This window comes from Nonomuraea sp. NPDC003201, from assembly GCF_053590415.1.
In genome coordinates this window covers 1-15494 of the sequence record NZ_JBSFTC010000269.1, presented here as the reverse complement: position 1 = coordinate 15494, position 15494 = coordinate 1, and the positions used below count along the sequence as shown (strand labels likewise).

At 73.1% G+C, this 15494-nt stretch carries 15 protein-coding genes; 5 read left to right on the top strand and 10 right to left on the bottom strand.

Annotated elements, in window-relative coordinates:
- The 3 genes from ACWDX9_RS48615 to ACWDX9_RS48605 form a co-directional block, all read right to left on the bottom strand.
- Positions 1–219 (bottom strand): hypothetical protein (locus ACWDX9_RS48615; protein WP_449967731.1); only part of this gene is annotated, 219 nt, incomplete at its 3' end.
- Positions 212–1078, bottom strand: a complete 867-nt coding sequence (locus tag ACWDX9_RS48610) for an FAS1-like dehydratase domain-containing protein (protein WP_449967729.1) — start codon at positions 1076–1078, stop codon at positions 212–214. The genes ACWDX9_RS48610 and ACWDX9_RS48615, both read right to left, overlap by 8 nt.
- Positions 1075–2301: a CoA transferase gene (locus ACWDX9_RS48605; RefSeq protein ID WP_449967726.1), complete on the bottom strand. Its 1227-nt coding sequence runs from the start codon at positions 2299–2301 to the stop codon at positions 1075–1077. Before ACWDX9_RS48605 ends, ACWDX9_RS48610 begins: the two co-directional genes overlap by 4 nt.
- Positions 2302–2396: 95 nt before the next feature.
- Here ACWDX9_RS48605 and ACWDX9_RS48600 point away from each other — a divergent pair, with 95 nt between their 5' ends.
- Complete coding sequence (locus ACWDX9_RS48600; RefSeq protein WP_449967723.1) at positions 2397–3164, top strand: alpha/beta hydrolase; 768 nt, start codon at positions 2397–2399, stop codon at positions 3162–3164.
- A gap of 3 nt (positions 3165–3167) precedes the next feature.
- On the opposite strand, the gene ACWDX9_RS48595 is transcribed toward ACWDX9_RS48600, so the two are convergent.
- The 4 genes from ACWDX9_RS48595 to ACWDX9_RS48580 are packed head-to-tail and all read right to left on the bottom strand — an operon-like array spanning position 3168 to position 9100.
- Complete coding sequence (locus tag ACWDX9_RS48595) at positions 3168–4271, bottom strand: substrate-binding domain-containing protein (protein WP_449967721.1); 1104 nt, start codon at positions 4269–4271, stop codon at positions 3168–3170.
- Positions 4268–5281, bottom strand: a complete 1014-nt coding sequence (locus ACWDX9_RS48590; protein WP_449967718.1) for an ABC transporter permease — start codon at positions 5279–5281, stop codon at positions 4268–4270. Before ACWDX9_RS48590 ends, ACWDX9_RS48595 begins: the two co-directional genes overlap by 4 nt.
- Positions 5275–6804 (bottom strand): sugar ABC transporter ATP-binding protein, encoded by a 1530-nt coding sequence (locus ACWDX9_RS48585; RefSeq protein WP_449967716.1) that lies wholly within the window; start codon positions 6802–6804, stop codon positions 5275–5277. Before ACWDX9_RS48585 ends, ACWDX9_RS48590 begins: the two co-directional genes overlap by 7 nt.
- Positions 6794–9100, bottom strand: a complete 2307-nt coding sequence (locus ACWDX9_RS48580; protein ID WP_449967714.1) for a LuxR C-terminal-related transcriptional regulator — start codon at positions 9098–9100, stop codon at positions 6794–6796. The genes ACWDX9_RS48585 and ACWDX9_RS48580 overlap by 11 nt, the downstream gene beginning before the upstream one ends.
- Positions 9101–9407: 307 nt before the next feature.
- Between ACWDX9_RS48580 and ACWDX9_RS48575 the strand changes: the two genes are divergently transcribed.
- The 3 genes from ACWDX9_RS48575 to ACWDX9_RS48565 all read left to right on the top strand — a co-directional run bounded on the left by ACWDX9_RS48575 (position 9408) and on the right by ACWDX9_RS48565 (position 11114).
- The gene (locus tag ACWDX9_RS48575) at positions 9408–10124 is read left to right on the top strand and encodes a FadR/GntR family transcriptional regulator (protein WP_449967711.1); all 717 of its coding nucleotides are present in this window, start codon (positions 9408–9410) and stop codon (positions 10122–10124) included.
- A gap of 156 nt (positions 10125–10280) precedes the next feature.
- On the top strand, positions 10281–10424 hold the full coding sequence (locus tag ACWDX9_RS48570) for a hypothetical protein (RefSeq protein ID WP_449967709.1): 144 nt from the start codon (positions 10281–10283) through the stop codon (positions 10422–10424).
- Between the two features lie 36 nt (positions 10425–10460).
- Positions 10461–11114, top strand: coding sequence for an HAD family hydrolase (locus ACWDX9_RS48565; protein WP_449967706.1), 654 nt, complete (start codon positions 10461–10463; stop codon positions 11112–11114).
- A gap of 18 nt (positions 11115–11132) precedes the next feature.
- Here ACWDX9_RS48565 and ACWDX9_RS48560 read toward each other — a convergent pair whose 3' ends face one another.
- Both ACWDX9_RS48560 and ACWDX9_RS48555 read right to left on the bottom strand, forming a co-directional pair.
- Positions 11133–12119, bottom strand: a complete 987-nt coding sequence (locus tag ACWDX9_RS48560; protein WP_449967704.1) for an aldo/keto reductase — start codon at positions 12117–12119, stop codon at positions 11133–11135.
- An 81-nt stretch (positions 12120–12200) separates the two neighbouring features.
- Positions 12201–13400, bottom strand: a complete 1200-nt coding sequence (locus ACWDX9_RS48555) for a cytochrome P450 family protein (RefSeq protein ID WP_449967701.1) — start codon at positions 13398–13400, stop codon at positions 12201–12203.
- A 174-nt stretch (positions 13401–13574) separates the two neighbouring features.
- On the opposite strand from ACWDX9_RS48555, the gene ACWDX9_RS48550 reads away from it, so the two are divergent.
- Positions 13575–14324 carry a hypothetical protein gene (locus tag ACWDX9_RS48550; RefSeq protein WP_449967698.1) on the top strand — a complete coding sequence of 250 codons (750 nt, stop codon included), beginning with the start codon at positions 13575–13577 and terminating at the stop codon, positions 14322–14324.
- Positions 14325–14335: 11 nt separating this feature from the next.
- Here ACWDX9_RS48550 and ACWDX9_RS48545 read toward each other — a convergent pair.
- Positions 14336–15494 (bottom strand): SGNH/GDSL hydrolase family protein (locus ACWDX9_RS48545; RefSeq protein ID WP_449967696.1); only part of this gene is annotated, 1159 nt, incomplete at its 5' end.

The following is a 15494-nucleotide window of genomic DNA, read 5'->3' as shown; positions in this document are numbered from 1 at the left end:
GGAGCCCGCGACGGAGCCCGCGTCGGAGCCCGCGTCGGGGTCCGCGACGTGGTCGAGGAGTGCCCCGGCCGCCGCGACCGCCGCCGACATCGACGCCACGTCGTAGGCCACGGCCTGGTCCCGGTCCGCGGAGGCGACGTGGGCGGCGGCCCTGCCGACGACGCCCCGCAGCGCCTCCACGACGGCACCCGCGCGGCCGGGCCCGGTCATCTCACGCACGGCCGGCGCCTTCCCCGAACTCGATCGCCAAGGTGCTGTGGGGCTCCTCGTCCTGGCCGAACACGCCCAGCGTGGCCGCGTCGATCCGCCGCAGCAGCGCCGGCCGGCCGCAGAACAGGGGCCTGCGGTTCCGGTGCCGCATCCGCGCCACGGGAGCGCCGTACCCCTCCAGGCGCAGGACCTCCGCCAGGGCGAGCGTCATCAGGGGCCCGTGCACCACCAGGCCGGGATAGCCCTCGACGCGGGTGGCGTACGGCCAGTCGTAGTGGATCCGGTGAGGGTTGGACGTCGCCGCGCTGAACCGCATCAGCAGCGTCGGGTCCGTGGCGAACCGCCAGGCCCCCTCCCCCGCCCGGGCGAAAGGCGCGCCGGCGGGCGCCAGGGCCGCCGCGGGCCCGGCCGGAGCGGCTTCTTCCGGGACGGCCCCGGCCTCCCGGTAGATGAGGTCCTGCCGTTCCTCGACGGCGAGCCGGTCGTGCTCGTCGTACAGCCGGATGGTGACGACCACGACGACCAGCCGGCCCGAGCGCCCCGGCTTCTCGGTGACCGACTCGACACGCGCCTCGCGGCGTACCGTGCTCCCCACCGCGAGCGGGGCGTGGAAGGCGACCTCGCCGCCCGCGAACATCCGCCGCGGCAGCTCCACCGGGGGCAGGAACGACCCGCGCGCCGGATGGCCGTCCGCGCCGAGCACGGACGAGACGGGCCAGCGGGCCAGGGCGAGCCAGTGCCACAGCGGCGGCAGCGCGTCTCCCGGGCCGACCGCGGGCGTGCCGTCGTCGAACAGCGCCGACAGCGCGGCGACCGGGCCGGGGTCCACCGTCTCCCGGGTGGTGAGGGTGTGCGGCTCCCAGCTCACGTGGACCTTCCCCGCGTCGTCCGGATGACGCCGTTCTTCCGCAGCTCCGCCAGCTCCGCGGCGGACAGGCCGAGCTCGGCCCGCAGCACCTCCTCGGTGTGCCCGCCGACCTCCGGCGACGCCTCAGGAGGCGCCTGCTCGCCGGCCATCACCAGCGGCGAGCCCGGCGCCCAGTGCTCGCCGACCCCGGGCTGGGCGACCTTCCCCATCAGCGGGTTCCCGGGCAGCGTCGCGGCCAGCTCCGTAAAACTCCGGTACGTCGACCACAGCACGCGGGTGGCCCGCAGCGCCTCGCACGCCTCGGCGAGCGTACTGGTCTCGAACCAGCTCGCGATCAGGTCGCCGAGCACCCTGCGGTGCCGGTAGCGCTCGGACTCCGCGCCGAAGTCCACCCCGAGGGCGGCGGCCAGCGCGGAGACCACGCCGGTGAGGCCGGTGGCGGCGAGGAGGTCGCGCCAGTGCCGTTCGGTGAGCGCCACGACCATCAGCCGCCCGCCGTCGGCGGTGGCGAAGTCCCGGCCGAAGGTGCCGTAGACGTGGTTGCCGATCCGCTCGCGCGAGGTGCCGTTCAGCTGCGCCTCGGCGAGGTAGCCGAGGCTTCCGGCGGTCGCCAGGGCGACGTCCTCCAGCGCCACCCGCACCTGCTGCCCCTCCCCCGTGAGTACGCGGTGCCGCTCCGCGGCCAGCAGCCCGACCGCCAGGTAGAGGCCGGCGGCCAGGTCCCAGGCGGGCACCACGCCGTTCACCGGCTGCCCGGCGTCCTCCGGACCGGTCAGCAGCGGGAACCCGGTCGCCGCCTGGACCGTGTAGTCCACCGCGGTCCCGCCGTCGCGGCGGCCGGTGAGCAGCACGTGGATCACGTCGGGGCGGCGGGCCCGCAGCGCCTCGAAGGTCAGCTCCGGGTGCCGGTCGGCGTTGCTGATCACGATCCCGCCGCGCCGTCCCCCGCCGACGACCAGGTCGGCGACGAGCCGGCGCCCGTCCTCGGCGGACAGGTCCACCTCGACGGCGCGCTTGCCCTTGTTGAGGCCCGACCAGTACAGGCTCGTCCCGCTCTCGGCCAGCGGCCAGCGCGTACGGTCGGGAGCCCCGCCGATCGGCTCGACCCTGATCACGTCGGCGCCCAGCTGCGCCAGCGTCATCCCGCACAGCGGCGTGGCCACGTAGCTGGAGAGCTCGACGATCCGCAGCCCGCCCAGCGGCCGCGCGGCATCCTTGCTCAACGGGTGGTCCCGATCACACACCCGACCAACCTAACCGAACCGCTCACATCGGGCCCTCGCTAACATCCGTCTCGGACAACCCAGAAAGGCACGGCATGAGCGAGCACCCCCTGTGGCCCACGACCGGCGAGGCGACCATCACCGCCTTCCCCGTACGGAACGACGGCCCGAGCCCGGCCGTCGTGGTCCTCCCGGGCGGCGCCTACCACCACCTCGCCGACCACGAGGGCGCGCCGGTCGCGCGCTGGCTCAACTCGCTGGGCATCGCGGCGTTCGTCGTGCGCTACCGGATCGCGCCGCATCGCCACCCGCTGCCCCTGCTCGACGCCGCCAGGGCGGTGCGCTGGGTGCGGCACCACGCCGCCTCGACCGGCGTGGACCCGGCCCGCGTGGGGGTGCTCGGCTTCTCGGCGGGCGGCCACCTGGCCGGGCTGCTCGCCACCGAGGCGGGCTCCATGCTGCCCGAGGGCCCGCACGACGCCGTCGACCGGGCCGATCCCCGCCCCGGGCTCGCCGTGCTCTGCTATCCCGTCGCCGCGCTCACCGGACCGGCCGCCCACCAGGGCTCGGCCGCCAACCTGCTCGGCCCGGACGCGCCCGGGTCCGTACGCTCGGAGCTGTCGCTCGGCGACCGCGTCGGCCCGGCCACGCCGCCCATGTTCCTGTGGCACACGGCCGACGACGAGGCGGTCCCCGTCGAGAACACCTTCCAGGTGGCCCGGGCGCTCGCCCGCCACCGGATCCCCCTGGAGGTGCACGTCTATCCCAGCGGCCGGCACGGGCTGGGGCTGGCCGAGGCCGATCCCGTCGTGGGCGACTGGACCGGCCGCTGCGCCGCCTTCCTGCGCGGCCGGGGCTGGTAGGGCTTACCCGCGCCAGATCCGCAGGTAGGCGTCGCGGTAGCCGCGCGGGTCCCAGGACGTGGCATCGTCGACGTTCGCCGTGGTGGTCAGGTGCACCGGCGTCACGTACCCGCTCGGCGGGTGCCCGGCGAACGCGCGGTTGAGCTCGTCGACGATCTGGCTGCCCTGCGCGTTCAGCGGCTCCGGGACGGTCGCGTGCTGGAACTGCCGGGCGCGGATCCGCTGGAACGCCGACGGGTCCCCGTCCCCGGCGCCGATGGAGTAGGGAGGCCCCTCCCCGGGCTTGCCGGCGGCGCGCAGCGCGGGAGCGGCGTCGGCGAAGTAGACGTCGTTGATGGCGACCGAGTACGTCCACAGGTCCCTGAAGCGGGGCAGCAGGGACGAGACCTCCTGCGGCGTGCGGGCGCCCGCGTCGGGGAGCGGGATGTTCTCGTACGACAGGAGCCGGACGCCGGAGCAGGTCGCCAGGGTCTGCTTGATGAGCCGGGACTTGTTCTCGGCGAACGGGACCGAGGAGTCGGTGAAGATCACCACGCCCGCCCGGCCGTTCGACCGGGCGATGATCCAGTACGCGCTGATCCGCGCGACGTCCTCCACCCGGCTGGTGACGTTGGTGAAGAGGCGGGGGTTCGCGCTGGGGCCCGGCGACTTGGTCGCGTGCCATCCCACGAGCTGGATCCCGGCGGCGTTGGCCTGCTTGACCTGCTGCGCCACCGACTCCGGGTCGAACCCGCCGATGACGATGCCCGACGGCCGGAGCGCGACCGCCTCGCCCAGGGCCACCCGGATCCCGGCGGGGGTGCCCTGGCCGTCGATCACGCGGAAGCCCCACCGTACGGACCGGGCGGCCGCCCGTACGGCGTCGGCGGTGCCGGCCACGCCGGGGTTGGTCATGGTCGAGGCCACGAAGACGATGCTCTTGCCGGGGACGGCGCGCGGCCCGCTCGTGGGACCGCCCCAGGGCACGTCCGTCGCCTCGGCGCGGGCGACCGCCCGCCTGGCGGTGTGCACCACGTCGTGGCACCCCCCTCCGAGGGCGGGTGGCGGGGTGCCGAGCGAGCAGCCGCCGGCGACCAGGACGAGGGCCACGAGGCGGGCGAGGTTCATGGAAGGCTCCGCACCCGGCCGGTGTGCGCCCGGCGCCGCGCGGAGTAGCCGGCCAGCCCGACGGCGACGAGCAGGGTGGCGCCGTTGAACAGCGGGGTGACCCAGAAGTCCGCCCCGAGCTGGCTGATGCCCGACAGCCCGATGGCCAGGACCGCGATGGCCACGACCGTGCCCCAGGGGTTGGCCCGCCCGGGCTTGATCGTGGTGGAGCCGAGCAGCGCGGCCACGAACGCCGGCAGCAGGTAGTCCAGCCCGACGCTCGGGTTGCCGATCTGCTGCTGGGCCGCGAGGAGCACGCCCGCGAAGCCGGTCACCAGGCCGGATCCGGCGAAGGCGAGGACGACGTACCGGCGGACCGGGATCCCGACCAGCTCCGCCGCCCGCGGGTTCGAGCCGATGACGTAGAGGTAGCGGCCCACGGGGAGCCGCTCCAGCGCGAGCCACAGCGCGGCGGCCAGGACGAGCACGTAGAACGCGGGCGCCGGCAGGCCGAGGAGCGTCGAGTCGTACAGGCCGGTCAGGCCCTCGGGCAGGCCCTGCGGGCCGGGGAAGATCCGGGCGCCATGGGTCACCCAGCCCGTGACGGCGTACAGGATGCTGCCGGTGCCGAGGGTCGCGATGAACGAGTCGATGCGCGCGAACTCCACCAGCAGGCCGTTGACCGCGCCGACCGCCGGCGCGCCGGCGAGCACGGCCAGGCAGGCCGCGGGCCACGGCCAGCCGGCGTTCACGATCAGCAGCAGCGTCATGACGTGCCACAGGCCCAGGCCGTAGCCGAGGGACAGGTCGAAGTTCCCGGTGATGATGGGGATCGTCGAGCCCAGCGCCAGGACCGCGATGATCGAGTAGGCGGAGACGATCGCGGTCAGGTTGGCCATGGTGGGGAACGTGTCCGGCAGGACGAGCGCGAACGCGGCGAACAGGATGACGGCCAGCGCGAGCAGCCCGTAACCGCCGATCAGCCTGCCGGCGGAGGGCCGTCTCCGGGGCGTGCGGTCGTCCGTCAGCAACGGCCCGTCCCTGGGGTGGCCGTGGCCGCCCGGGTGAGGGCGGCGACGGTGAGGGCGTCGCCGCTCAGCTCGGCCGTCACCGTCCCGCGCGCGAACACGAGCGCCCGGTCGCACAGGTTCGCGACCTCCTCGAAGTCGGCGGAGACCAGGAGCGCGGCGGCCCCGGCCGCCAGGGCCTCGTCGAGCAGCCGGAGGATCTCGGGTTTGGCGCCGACGTCGACGCCGGCCGTGGGCTCCTCCAGGATCAGGAGCCGGCGGCGGGCCCCGAGCCAGCGGCCGATCAGCACCTTCTGCTGGTTCCCGCCGGACAGGGCGGCGAACGGCGTCTCCGGGTCGGCCGGGCGGACGCGCAGGCGCTCGACGATCGTCGCCGTCTCGGCGCGCTCGCGGCGCGGGCTCAGCGGGCTCAGCGGCGATCGGCCGCGCGCGCCGGGGTTGGCCAGCAGGTTCTCCCGCACGCTCAGGTCGGCGGCGGCCCCTTCCTCCTGCCGGTCGCCGGACACGAAGCCGACCCCGGCGCCGACGGCCGCCGCGACCGAGGCCGGCCGGTACGGGCCGCCGCCGAGCAGCACGCGGCCCGCCGCCATGGGGTAGGCGCCGGCCAGCGCGCGGCCGAGGTCCGCGTGCCCGGCTCCCGTGAGCCCGACCAGGCCGAGCGCCTCGCCGGACCGCAGGTCGAACCCCACCGGGCCGGCCCGACCGGCACGCACGCCGTCCAGGCTCAGCAGGACCTCTCCCGGTCTGCGGACCCGGCGCCGCTGGGCCCTTTCCTCGCGCCCCACGATCTCGCGCACCAGATCGGCCGGGTCGCGACCGGCGAGCGGTCCCTGGCTGACGAGGTGTCCGTCGCGCAGGACGGCGACCCGGTCGGCGATCCGGTAGACCTCGTCCAGCCGGTGGCTGACGTACAGGATCCCGTGACCCCGGTCGCGGAGCGTGCGCAGGACGTCGAAGAGGCGCTCGCACTCGGCGGTGGACAGGGAGGCGGTCGGCTCGTCCAGCACGATGATCCGCGCGTGCGTGGCCAGCGCGCGGGCGATGGCGACCAGCGAGCGCTCCGCCCGCGTCAGGTGGGCGATCGGCTCGTCCGGGTCGAGGCGGGAGGCGACGATCCGGAGGGCGTCCACGCAGCGGCGGCGTACCGCGCGCCAGGAGATGAGGCCGCCGCGCCGGGCGTATCCCCTGCCGAGGGCGATGTTCTCCGCGACGGTCATCCACTCCACGAGGCCGAGGTCCTGATGGATGAACGCCATGCCGGCGGAGGCGGCCTGGCTGCCCAGCGGGTGGCCGGCCACGACGACCTCTCCCCCGTCGGCGTGGTGGACGCCGGCCAGGATCTTGATCAGCGTCGACTTGCCCGCGCCGTTGGCGCCGAGCAGGGCGAGCACGTCGCCGCGGCGGAGGTCGAGATCCACTCCGCACAGCGCGTGGATGCCGCCGAAGCTCTTGCGCAGCCCCCGGATCCGGACGAGCGGATCCGGGTCCGCCGCCGATCCCGGCCGGGGGCGCGGGTCACTCGCCATCGGGGCGGCGCGATTCCCACGCCTTGACGATCTGCGACCTGGACGAGAAGTTCAGCTTGCGCAGGACGTTCTCGACGTGGCACTCCGCGGTGCGCTGGGCGATGACCAGCGTCTCGGCGATCTGCTTGTTGCTCAGGCCCTTCGCGACCAGGCCGGCGATCTCCCGCTCCCTGCGGGTCAGGAGGGACGTGGCGTCGGACTCGGGCTGGGCGCTCTCCGCGCGCCGTGCGGGCTTCTCGTCCAGCGCGTACGCGGCGGCCTGCTCGAGGGTGAGCTCCGCGCCGCGGTCGAAGGCCGCCTTGAAGTTCCGCTCCGTGAGATGCCGCCGGAGGCCGGACTCGCACCGGTCGTGGGCGCCGACCAGGTGCCCGAGCCCGGGCAGCGACGTCCCGATCGACTGCCACACCATGTGGGCGGCGCCCAGCATCTGGGCGGCCTGCTCGTACCGCTCGTCGTCGGCCAGGATCCAGCCCAGCCCCTCCAGGCACTGGGCCAGGCCGAGGTGGTCGTTGCAGCGCACCTTGAGCCGCACGGCGTCCCGCATCATGGTCACGGCCTCCCGGAGCGCACCCTGGCGCCGCCGGTCGAGGGCCGCGACCCACAGCGCGTACGAGATCGACCATTCGGCGTTCGCGCGCTCGGCCGTCTCCAGCACCTCCTCGCAGAGCGCCGTGGACCGCGGGTCGTCCATGAGGACGGCGGTCATGGCCAGCTGGAAGAGGGCCACCCAGGCGTGCCCCCGGTGACCGAGGGAACGGCGGCGGGTCAGCGCCTCGTCGAGGAGCTTCATGGCCCGGGAGAAGTCGCCGGCCAGCAACGCGGCGAACCCGGTGATGTGCAGCGCGCCGGCGAGCTGGGCCTCGTCCCCGAGCCGCTCCGCCAGCGCCTGGCACTCCTCCAGCAGCGGCTTGGCGGCCTGCGCGTCGCCCCGCAGCAGGACGAGCCACGCGTCGACCCACAGGGCCTTGGCCCGCCCGGCGCTGGCGCCGGACTCCTGCGCCAGCGCCCGTTCCAGCCAGTGGTGGCCCTCGCTCGGGGAGCTCCACGAGAGCCGGTGGCTCCACATCGCGGCGGCGATCTCGAGCGCGGCCCACGCCTCGCCCGGCGCACCCAGGCAGAACTCCAGCGCGGAGCGCACGTTCCCCTGCTCCTGGATGAGGCGTCCGAGCCAGTCCATCTGGTGCTCGCCGAACCACTCGGCCTCCGCCCGCGCCGCCAGCCGGCGGCACCAGTCGCGGTGGCGCAGCCGCAGGGCCTGGTCCTGGCCGGAGGCGACGAGCAGCTTCCATCCGTACTGGCGCAGCGTGTCGAGCATCTCGAAGCGCACGTCGGAGGTCTGCCCGCGGCGCTGCACGATCGACTTGTCCACCAGCTGGGTCAGCAGGTCCATGAGGCTTTCCGGGGCGATCCCGCCCTCCGAGCACACGTGCTCGATCGCGTCCAGGCCGCAGCCGCCGGAGAAGACCGACAGCCGCTCCCACAGCGTCCGCTCCTCCTCGGAGCACAGGTCATAGCTCCAGTCCACCAGCGCGCGGAGCGTCTTCTGGCGCGGCGGCGCGGTGGTGGGCCCGGTCGTCAGCAGCCGGAACCGGTCGTCGAGGCGCTCCAGGATCTGCTCCACGGACAGGACCAGCACCCTCACCGCCGCGAGCTCGATGGCCAGGGGGATGCCGTCCAGCCGCCGGCACAGCCGCGCCACCGCCGCGCTGTTGGCTTCGGTGACCCTGAACTCGTGCACGGCCGAGGCGGCCCGGTCCTCGAACAGGCGCACCGCCTCGTTCTCCAGGGCGCCGTCCATCGACATCTCGGACGTCCCCGGCACGTTCAGCGGCGGGACGTCGAGGACCAGCTCCCCCGGGACGTGCAGCGCCTGCCGGCTGGTGGCCAGGACGCGCAGCTCGGGGGCCATCGCCAGCAGGTCGCCGGCCAGCGCCGCGACCTGGGGCAGCAGGTGCTCGCAGTTGTCCAGCACCAGCAGCAGCCGTTTGTCGTGCAGGTACTCGGCGAGGGAGGCCGGATCCTGCCGGGGGCATCCGACGGCGTCGGCGACCGTCTCGGTGAGCAGCGCACCCGCCACCAGCGGGGCCAGGTCGACCAGCCAGACCCCGTCGCCGAACTCGCGTGACATCTCGGCGGCGATCCGCCGCGCCAGCCGCGTCTTGCCCACCCCGCCGACTCCGGTGAGCGTCAGGAACCGGCCGGAGGTGAGCAAACGCTTGCCTTCGGCGATCTCGTTCCTGCGACCGACGAAGCTCGTGAGCTCCAGTGGCAGATTCCCCGCACGTGACCGCGCCATCGCCCCCATAGCTTCCACAAACCTCGTCACCCGTGCGCGCCCTCGCAGGCCTCGGCTTATTGCTACCCGTGGCAGGCAACGTCATGGCAGTGCGGACGCAAACCCTGCGCCAGCCGCGATCGGGCCGGTCATGCCCGTCCCAAGCGCCCTTGGGCATGATGCCGACCACGGCCACGGTGGTTGACCTTGGTGAGACGCCGTGCTGAGCTCCGTATGACGGTGGTCGCTGGTCAGCACGTCAGGTTGCCTGGCCGCTTGATATGATGCCAACGAGCGCGCAATGGTCACAAAAGAGGAGCATCGAGTAGTGACAAGTGGCAGCGCGGGGTTCTCGGTGACTCCGGTGGTCAAGAGGAGCGCGGCCGTCCAAGTCGCCGACCAGCTCGTCGCCGCGATCCGCGACGAGCAGCTCAAACCCGGCGACAAGTTGCCTTCCGAGCGCGAGCTGGCGCAGAGCTTCGCGGTGAGCAGGCCCACCATCAGGGAGGCGCTCGCCGCCCTGGAGCTCGCCGGGCTGGCCAAGTCCCACAAGGGCAGGGGCACGGTGGTCACCGGCACCGCGGCCACCGTGGCGACTTGGGGCGTGGAGGTGCTGCCGCCGCAGGTGTTCGAGGCCAGGCTCGCGATCGAGCCCGCCCTGGCCGCGCTGGCCGCGGAGAAGCGCTACCCGGAGGACCTGGAGCTGCTCGAGACCACGCTGGCCAAGCTGGAGACCGAGTACGCCGAGACCGGCGCCTACGCGAGCGACCTGCCCGTGCACCGGGCCATCGCCCGCGCCGCCCGCAACCCCCTGCTCGAACAGGCCCTCGAAGAGGCGTTGCGGCATGTCGCGGGGCCCCTGTGGCAGGAGCTGCGGCGCCGCGCGCCGGCCGAGGCCAGTGCCCGCGACGGCCATGTCGAGGAGTCGCGCACGGTCATCAGGCACATCCGGGAGGGCAATGCCGCCGAGGCGGCCGAGGTGTGGCGCCGGCACCTCCTGACCTCCCGCGACGAGATCCTGGGGGCCGCCGCCACCGACGGCTGACCCACGTCCGCACGACGCGGCGGCACGAAGTCAGGTTGCCTGACAGGTTTCGAGTACGTCTGACAGGACAAGTGCGGCGTAATCTACATTTCCCTCTCTTGACGCACTCGATTTGGCAAGAAAGTCTGGCTGGCAACTTACCAGGCAACCTTTCAAGTGAGAGGTTATGCCGGGGACGGCGCCGGCGCGCACTTCGGCGTCGAGCACCACCTGAGGATCACGCACGACCTGCGACCCGGCTACCTCGACGCCGCGCTCGACGGCATCTCCCGAGCCCTCCGCAAGCTGAACACCGTCTGATCTCCGAGCGGAGTGCCCTGACATAATCGGACGACCATGGGCATCCTGCATATCTTCGACATGGACGGCACCCTCCTGGCCGGATCCACCGCCAGCCTCGAGATCGCCCGCCACACCGGCACCACGCCGCGGCTCCTCGAGATGGAGGCCCGCTTCGCCGCCGGCGAGCTCGACACCCGGGGCTTCTCCGCCGCCCTCCCCGGCCTCTGGGCCGACCTCACCCCCCAGGTCGTGGCCGCCGCCTACGCCGCCGCCCCCTGGCTCGGCGGCATCGCCGAGGTCTGCGCCGACATCCGGGCCCGCGGCGAACACTCCCTGGTCATCACCATGGCCCCGGACTTCTTCGCCCGCCACCTGCTGGAGCTGGGCTTCGACGAGGTCGCCGCCTCCAGTTTCCCGCCCCTGCCCTTCACCGCGCCCCTGGACCCCGGCGGCGTCCTGACGCCCGCCGACAAGGTCCGCATCGCCGACAGCACCCGCGCCCGGCTCGGGCTCGGCCGCGACCAGTGCCTGGCCTACGGCGACTCGATGTCGGACGCGCCGCTGTTCCGCGACCTGCCGCACACCGTCGCCGTCAACGCCGACCACCACCTCGCCGACCTCGCCGCTCTGGACTACCGCGGCGACGACCTCACCGAGGCCTACCGCCTGGCCCGCACCCTGCTCCCCACCGTCACGCCGACGCCCTGAGCCATGAGGGCCTGGCGGTCAGCGGCCGTCCAGCAGGTGGACGGCATCGCCGTAGATGGCCGGGCTCCGATCCACCTCCTCGACGAAGTCACGCGGGAAGCCGAGCTCGAACTCCACCGCCGACTCCAGCCGCCGCACCGCCTCCTCCGGCAGCACGAGCCCCGAGGCCCCCAGGTTGTCCTTGAGCTGCACCACGCTGCTCGCCCCGACGATCGGATGCACCCCACGCCCGAGCACCCAGGCCAGCGCCACCTGCGAGGCCGTGACACCCAGCTCGCCGGCCACCTCGACGACCGCGCGCGCCGCGGTCCGGTCCCGCTCGCTCAGGGTGTCGGGCGACACGCGGGAGGCCGGCGCGCCGGGCTCGTTGTACCGGCCCGACAGCACGCCGCGTTCGAGGGTCCCCCACGCCGTCACGCTCATCCCGTACGCCTGCGCCATCGGCAGCAGCTCCCGCTCCGCGTCCCGCCGCAGCAGGCTGTACGGCACCTGCAACCCCGCGAACGGCGTCCACCCGCGCCACTCCGCCAGCGTGTTGGCCCGGCTGGCCAGCCAGGCCGGGGCGTCCGAGATGCCGGCGTAAAGGATCTTCCCGGCGCGGACGGCGTCGTCCAGCGCGCGCATCGTCTCCTCGATCGGGGTGTGCCGGTCCCAGACGTGCACCCAGAAGAGGTCGACATAGTCGGTCCGCAGCCGGCGCAGGCTCTGCTCCAGCGACATCACGAGGTTCTTGCGGTGGTTGCCGGCGGCGTTGGGATCGGTGCGGTCGCGGGTGCCGGTGTACTTGGTGGCCAGGACGAAACGGTCACGGCGTCCTTGGAGCAGCTCGCCGACGACGTTCTCGCTCTCGCCGTACATGGAGGCCGTGTCGACGACGTTGCCGCCGGACTCGGCGTACAGGTCGAGGATGCGCCGCGCCTCCGGCGACACCTCGCGGTAGGTCATCGCGCCCAGGAACAGCTCGGAGACCCTGAGCCCGGTCCGGCCCAGCAGACGGTAACGCATGCACAGCACCCTTCAGCCACTCGGCCCTCCATGATTCACGACCCGGACACAAGCGTCGAATGCGGCATGCTTCACCGCGCCTCATGAGCTCCGTACGGGCAGGCCGGCCAGACCGTGCATGAGCAGCCCCGGACGCCAGGCCAGCCGCTCCTCGGGGACGGCGAGCCGCAGGCCGGGGAAACGCTCCAGCAGGTGGCGGAAGGCCACCACGCCTTCGGTCCTGGCCAGCGGGGCGCCGAGGCAGTAGTGGATGCCGTGCCCGAACGCGACGTGCTGGCCCGGAGCACGGGTGACGTCGAGGCGATCGGCGTCGGCGAACTGCGCCGCGTCCCGGTTGGCCGACAGGAAGGACACCAGCACGAGCTGCCCCGCCGGGATCTCCGTGCCGCCGATGGTGACCGGCTCCTTGGTGAACCTGAGGGTGGACGTGCTGACCGGCCCGTCGTAACGGAGGAACTCCTCGACCGCCGCCGGCAGCAGCCCGGGGTCCGCGCGGAGCTTGGCGAGCTGGTCGGGGTGGCGCAGGAGCGCGAGCGCCCCGTTGCAGATCAGGTGCACGGTCGTCTCGTGTCCGGCGACCGTGAGCAGGAACGCGGTGTCGACGAGCTCCCGCCCGCTCAGCGCGCCCTCCTCGTCCTGGGCCTGCACCATCGCGCTGAACAGGTCATCGGCCGGCGCGGCCCGCCTGGCCTCGCAGAGCTCGCCGAGGTAGGTGATGAACTCGGTGGCGGCCCGCACCACCACCTGCGGATCCAGTACGGCGCCCTCGATGGTGGTGTTGGACCACTTGATGAGCTGCGGCCAGTCGCTCTCGGGGATGCCGAGCAGCTCCCCGATCACCATGGCGGGCAGGGGCACGGCGTAGTCGTGCAGCAGGTCGAACTCCGGGCCCACCTTGTCGAGGAGGCTCGCGCTGATCTGCTCGACACGGGGCCGCAACGCCTGGACGCGGCCCGCCGTGAACACCTTGCCCACCAGCCGCCGCAGGCGCGCGTGGTCGGGCGGGTCGACGAAGAGCATGTTGTGGGGCACCACGGCCTCGTAGCCGCTGCTGTCGCCGCCCTCCAGCTCGTTCGATTTGATCATGTCCGGGTTGTTCGTGAAGTCCTTGCTGAGACGCGGGTCGGTGCAGGCCGCCTTGACGTCCTCGTACCGGCTCACCACCCAGACCCGTACGCCCTGCGGGGTCGCGGTGCGATAGACGGGGCGCCCTTCGCGGAGCCGCGCGAATACGGGATGCGGGTCACGGAAATAGTCCTCATCGAACAATGTCTCGATCATCGTCACCCTTTCGCGCGCGGAATGGCAGGCGTCCACCTTATGTTCGGGATCGGCCCTAGGCTATTTCCGTTTACCAGTCCCTGTTTTCGGCCGCCCGAAACCAAGGGCTCGGTCTCACTGCAACGTTTATGGCATGATCTGCAATGGAATCGAGCGGGCTATCGAGAAAAAAGCATGACGATGACAATCGAAAGCCGTCGCAGGCGGGCCCGCTTATACGGCGTCCTCGCGGTAATAGCCGTGGCCGCGGCTTGCGTATATCTCAGTCACGGCACGGACGACGTGAGCCCGGAACGCGAATCCCGGACCACGGCGGCGCCCGTGGCCGCGAGCGCCCGGGAGACCGAGGACCCGGAGCTGGTGGAGTCCTGCGAGGACGCCCCCGACGAGAAGAGATGCGAGAAGGAAGAGGCGAAGTACGAGCGCTGCGCCGCGTCCGGCTTCGCCGGCCGCCGGTGCCGCGACAGCGACGCCCTCCACCTCGACCAGCAGGCTTTCCTGGCCGACTGCCGCCGTGCCGACGTGATCGGGCCGTCGCCGAACACGTGCGCCGAGGGCGCGGAGCCTGTCGGGGACGCCTACCGGTACTGCCGGTTCCTGGGCAGGTCGACGCTCCGGTGCGACAGATCCGCGAGGTATGCCGCCTGCATCTATCGGGGCGGCGGGAAAATCTGCGCCGATGCCGCCCCGGTCTACCGCGCCTGCCAGACGCGGAGCGTCAACGGCGCGAAGATCGCTCGTCGCTTCTGCATCGAAGGCGACATCCAGTACCAGAGATGCCGGCACGCGCACAGCATCGGCTCGGGCAGCGACATGTGCCGGCCGGTGACAGCCGTATACATCGACTGCCGACCGGCGGCGGAGGTCGAGGCGTGCGAAAAGGCGCGGGACGACTACGCCAAGGCGCATGATCACCAGCGCTGATCACCCAGCCCTCACAGGGTGTGCAGGTCGACGGCCTCGGCCATGGCCCGGTAGCCGGCGGGGTTCGGGTGGAGGTGGTCTCCGCTGTCGAAGGCCGGCCGGATCCGATCGGGGTCGGCGGGGTCGGCGACCGCGCGTTCGAAGTCGGCGACCGCGTCGAATTCGCCGCCGGTCCGGATCCACGCGTTGACCGCGTCGCGGACGGCCTCGGCCTCGCCGGGGAGACCGGCCGGCAGGAGGGTGCCGCCGATGATCCGGACTCCTCGCGCGTGGGCGGTGCGGATGAGCCGCCGGTAGCCGTCGATCAGGTCGGCGGCGCTGACCTTGGCCGCGGGGGTGGTGCAGGGGGTGGGGTCCTGCATGCCCAGGAGGATGTCGTTGATGCCTTCCAGCACGATCACGGTCTTGACGCGAGGCCGGCCCAGAACGTCCCAGCGGAAGCGCGTCAGCCCGCGCTCGCCCAGGCACGCCGAGTCGTTGAGCAGGCGGTTGCCGGCGATGCCGAGGTTGAGCACCGGCCGCCTGCCCTTCAGCCTGCGGGCCAGCGCGTCCGGGTAGCGGTCGTCGGCGTCCTGGGTGGCGGCGTATCCGTCGGTGATGGAGTCGCCGAAGGTCGCCACCGCGGCCTCGCCGCCGTACACGTCCACTCCGGACAGGTAGAACCAGGAGCTGTTGGTCTCGCCGAAGGCGGCCGCGCCGAGGTCGCGGGTGTGGTCGCCGGAGGCCCGGTAGGAGGTGGCCATGGCCAGGTTGTGGTACGTGGCCGGTCCTGTGGCGGCCTGGAAGTACAGCGTCACGGTCAGCCGCTCTCCCGGCTCGACCGCGAGCCGGACGGGATCGCTGGCGGCCTGCCCGCCGGTGGGGACGGCGACGGAGGCGGCGTGTGCGAAGGTCAGCGGGCGGAGGGTGCCCGCCTGTACGGCGGCGCCCGCGCCGGCCTTGCCCACGCTGGCGCCGGTGAGCCGGAGCGGGGTGGTGCCGTAGGCGTTGGAGAGCCGGATCCGGACCGCCGAGCCGCCGGCGGTGACCCGGACCGCCTGCCGAACGGAGTGGTCGGCGAAGCCCTTCTCCGCCCAGGTGGGATACCAGACGTCGGGGGACGGCTGCTGGACGCCGGTCGCCCAGGCCGCCGCCCACCTGCCGGTCGCCGCGTCGGCGGGTGCCGGTGCC

Excerpts from the sequence above, each read along its gene's own strand:
- ACWDX9_RS48600 (WP_449967723.1), top strand. The coding sequence starts at position 2,397 with ATGAGCGAGCACCCCCTGTGGCCCACGACCGGCGAGGCGACCATCACC.
- ACWDX9_RS48595 (WP_449967721.1), bottom strand. The coding sequence starts at position 4,271 with ATGAACCTCGCCCGCCTCGTGGCCCTCGTCCTGGTCGCCGGCGGCTGC.
- ACWDX9_RS48585 (WP_449967716.1), bottom strand. The coding sequence starts at position 6,804 with ATGGCGAGTGACCCGCGCCCCCGGCCGGGATCGGCGGCGGACCCGGAT.
- ACWDX9_RS48580 (WP_449967714.1), bottom strand. The coding sequence starts at position 9,100 with ATGGCGCGGTCACGTGCGGGGAATCTGCCACTGGAGCTCACGAGCTTC.
- ACWDX9_RS48565 (WP_449967706.1), top strand. The coding sequence starts at position 10,461 with ATGGGCATCCTGCATATCTTCGACATGGACGGCACCCTCCTGGCCGGA.
- ACWDX9_RS48560 (WP_449967704.1), bottom strand. The coding sequence starts at position 12,119 with ATGCGTTACCGTCTGCTGGGCCGGACCGGGCTCAGGGTCTCCGAGCTG.
- ACWDX9_RS48555 (WP_449967701.1), bottom strand. The coding sequence starts at position 13,400 with ATGATCGAGACATTGTTCGATGAGGACTATTTCCGTGACCCGCATCCC.
- ACWDX9_RS48550 (WP_449967698.1), top strand. The coding sequence starts at position 13,575 with ATGACGATGACAATCGAAAGCCGTCGCAGGCGGGCCCGCTTATACGGC.